Here is a 3,301-nt window from a genome sequence, read left to right on the forward strand (position 1 = left end):
GGCAAGCGGCTTCCGGGCGGCGGCAGCGGCCAAGCCGGTCGAATATGTCAAGGTCTGCACCGCCTATGGCCCCAATTACTACTACAGCCCGGGCACCGACACATGCATCAATGCCCAGACCGGCGTGACCAAACGGGAAGTCGACAACGGCGAGGGCGGGACGCGGACGGTCACCGGCAAAACGGCGCTGGCGAGCAAGGTCGACGATATCGACCACCACATCCAGCGCGCCTTCGAGAGTGCATCGGTGGCGTCGGCGCTGACCAGCCCGGACCTGGTGCAGGGCGAGCATTTCGGCGTGCGCGTCAACTGGGGCAACGCCGGTCAGTCCAACGCCATGGGTGTCACCGGCGCGGCGGTGCTGGGCGAGGGTTTCATGCCCGGTGGCAACGGCCGGCTGGCCGGCGCCGCGGGCGTCGCCTTCTCCGGCAAGACGGTCGGCGGCAATGCCGGTCTGCAGTTGACCTGGTAAGAGCCGCGGCTGGGGGCAATCAATGTTCAGATATCTTCTTGCGCCGGCGATCTTCGGCGCGGCGGCGCTCTTTGCGGCGCCATCCCAGGCGGCGGTCGAATATGTCAAGGTCTGCTCCGCCTATGGCCCCAACTACTACTACAGCCCGGGCACCGACACCTGCATCAATGCCCAGACTGGCGTGACCAAACGGCAAGTCGACAACGGTGAGGGCGGGACGACGACGGTCACCGGCAAGACGGCCTTGGCCGCTCATGTCGACGACATCGACAATCGCATCACACGCGCCTTCGAGAACGCCTCGATCTCGGCCGCGCTCGCCGCGCCCGACCTCGTGCAGGGCGAGCACTTCGGCCTGCGCGTCAACTGGGGAAATGCCGGCTATGCCAATGCTTTCGGCATCACTGGCGCTGCGGTGCTGAGCGAAGGCTTCGACCATGGCGGCCGGCTGACCGGCACGCTCGGCATCGCCTTCGCCGGCAGTCAGGTCGGCGGCAGCGCGGGGCTGCAGTTCAGCTGGTAGGCGAGGCTACCGCCGTCCTTGCTTTCCGGCGTATCGCGCGACCGCGCACAGAAAAGCCAGCGCGGCCGTGTCGCAGGCGGCCCGCGACGGCGTCGGACCCTTGGCGAAAAGGACCGCGTCCGCGACCGGGATCGTCAGGCCGTGCTTCCGGGCGAATGAGATGACTTCGTAGGGCTGATCGTCGGGCTGTACGCCGATGTCGATGTGCTGGTCCATCAAAACGAATTCCTCCCTGGTGTGCGGCTTTACCCTCCTTCGCCTGAGAGGAATTAACCACCGGCCGCTCGTGCGCGTCCACCAATTGGCAATTGTGTGAAACGATGCATTTTGCGACGGGTGGCCTAAGGGTTGCAGCGGTACGATTGTCCGGGCTCACCACGCATCGCTCGACCGGGCAAACCTTATCCCCGCCGCCGTCATCGCGCTTTCGCATTCGCTGATCAGCCTCAGATTGCGCGAATACCGCGCCACAGTCACCGGCAGCCAGGCCGCGCAGGCCTCGACATAGGCGCGGCCATGCACCAGCGTGCCGGTCGAAAGCCGCTCGTCCTTCTCGGCGATCACTTTCAGATATTGCCGGATGAAGCGGATGTCGTCGGCGATGTCCTGGCTGGCCATGCGCCATGCGCCGGCAAGACGTTCGCGCTCGGCGAGCGGCAGTGGCGACAGCAAGGGGCGGGAGAGGTCGGCGAAAGCGGCATGGTTCGCGGTGTCCAAGCAAGTCCCCTCAAAAGAAGGGAAGTATCGTACTTTATGTACGAAAAGTAAGCAAGCGCGATTCGTACAATTTGAACGATAAAGCGGCTATAAGAGAATCCGCGAAAATCTCATAACCGGCCATCTCCCCCCTGGGGGAGATGGGGCTCCCCGCCCAATTGGCCTTGCAAAAAAACGCTTCCCCATTCGCTCGAACAGTGCTTTAACCCGGCCATCCACAGGGGTGCTCTGTACGGTCGGGGCTGAGATGGTGGCGGCAAGCCTCCGGACCCTAAAGCTGATCTGGATAATACCAGCGGAGCGAGGCGGGCCATGTTTTCCGGCGCACAGATTTCCCTTTATCCCATGGCCGACGATTTCGTCGGCGTCATCCTTGGCGCGCTCGGTGCGCTCGACCCTTACCGCGACAGGCTGCGGATCGAGACCGACGACATTTCGACGCTGCTGGTCGGGCCGCCCGAAGTGCTGTTTCCCGCAATGCGTGACCTGTTCGTGGCGGCCGCCAAAAGCGGTAATCATTGCGTGCTGTCGGCCGCGGTCTCGCGCGGCTGCCCCGGCGAGCCGGACGACCCGATCTGCCGCTCCGACGAGATCGGCGGCCCGGCTATCCCGCTCGAGGAACGCAAGGCGGCCGCGCTCAGTGCCGTGCATGCGACACCCTCGACCAGCCAGGCGGTGGCGGCGCAGTTCTCGCTCTATGTGATGGGCACCGGTGACCACATGGACGAGATCTATGGCTGCATCGACTTCCTGAAACAGTCCGGCGTCTTCGAGCGCTCGAAGCATTTCTGCACCAAGCTGCGCGGCGACGCCGGCGCGGTGTTCGCCACGCTGAACGAGGCGTTCTGCCGCTTCGGCCCTGGCGCCGGGCATGTGACGCTCGACATAACGATTTCGGCGAACAGCCCGACCGCGGTTTGAGCCCGCGCAAGCTCGAGCTGTCGAGGTAGATGTCGTGGCTGTTTCATTTGATCCGTGTGAGGGAAGTGTCCCTGATCGTGCTCCGCAAGTTGGGCATACGCCGGCGATCGGCGAAAGCGGTCGCGACGGCCAATCTCCCCCCTTGCGGGGGAGATGCCCGGCAGGGCAGAGAGGGGTGCTGTCCCGCCAGCCTCTCAGTTGGTTACATGCGCGGCGTTCACCAATTTCTCAGGCCGAAGTCTCGAACGCTGGCGTTCCGTCACACCCCCCTCTGGCCTGCCGGCCATCTCCCCCGCAAGGGGGGAGATCAGCCCTCACGCCGGTCTTCGCCAAGCTCGTTCCCACCGCCCTGGCTTTCGCCCTTCTCCTCACCGCCTGGGAACTCTACGCCCGCTTCGGCGGCATAGCCCCTACTGTGCTCCCCGCGCCGTCCCGCGTGCTGGCGCAAGCCTGGGAGAATCGCGCGGCACTGGCCGACAACACGCTGCCCACCATCCGCGCCACGCTGGCCGGCTTCGCCTTCTCTCTCGTCGCAGCCTTTATCCTCTCGGCGCTGGTCGATTTTTTGGCCCCCCTGCGCCGGGCGCTGTTCCCGCTGCTGATCGCCAGTCAGACCTTGCCGCTGGTGGCGATCGCGCCGCTGGTGGTGTTGTGGTTCGGCTTCGGGC

5 protein-coding genes, 1 pseudogene and 1 riboswitch are annotated in these 3,301 nt (G+C 65.0%); of the genes and pseudogenes, 4 read left to right on the top strand and 2 right to left on the bottom strand.

Annotation, left to right across the window (positions count from 1 at the left end):
• Positions 1-472: porin (locus EOD07_RS27950; RefSeq protein WP_127237686.1), on the top strand; the 472-nt coding region annotated here is incomplete at its 5' end.
• Between the two features lie 22 nt (positions 473-494).
• Complete coding sequence (locus tag EOD07_RS27955; RefSeq protein WP_127237687.1) at positions 495-995, top strand: porin; 501 nt, start codon at positions 495-497, stop codon at positions 993-995.
• A 6-nt stretch (positions 996-1,001) separates the two neighbouring features.
• Here the strand turns inward: EOD07_RS27955 and EOD07_RS27960 are convergent, their stop codons facing one another.
• Both EOD07_RS27960 and EOD07_RS27965 read right to left on the bottom strand, forming a co-directional pair.
• Positions 1,002-1,211 carry a hypothetical protein gene (locus EOD07_RS27960; RefSeq protein ID WP_127237688.1) on the bottom strand — a complete coding sequence of 70 codons (210 nt, stop codon included), beginning with the start codon at positions 1,209-1,211 and terminating at the stop codon, positions 1,002-1,004.
• A 156-nt stretch (positions 1,212-1,367) separates the two neighbouring features.
• Entirely contained in the window at positions 1,368-1,712 is a 345-nt protein-coding gene (locus EOD07_RS27965) for a hypothetical protein (protein ID WP_127237689.1), read from the bottom strand.
• 209 nt (positions 1,713-1,921) lie between these two features.
• A riboswitch (TPP riboswitch) is annotated at positions 1,922-2,034 on the top strand.
• On the opposite strand from EOD07_RS27965, the gene EOD07_RS27970 reads away from it, so the two are divergent.
• Positions 2,025-2,633: a YkoF family thiamine/hydroxymethylpyrimidine-binding protein gene (locus tag EOD07_RS27970; RefSeq protein WP_040980539.1), complete on the top strand. Its 609-nt coding sequence runs from the start codon at positions 2,025-2,027 to the stop codon at positions 2,631-2,633. It overlaps the preceding riboswitch by 10 nt.
• Before the next feature lie 349 nt (positions 2,634-2,982).
• Positions 2,983-3,301 (top strand): annotated as a pseudogene (locus EOD07_RS27980) (ABC transporter permease); the annotation flags it as partial.

Source organism: Mesorhizobium sp. M2C.T.Ca.TU.002.02.1.1 (assembly GCF_003997225.1).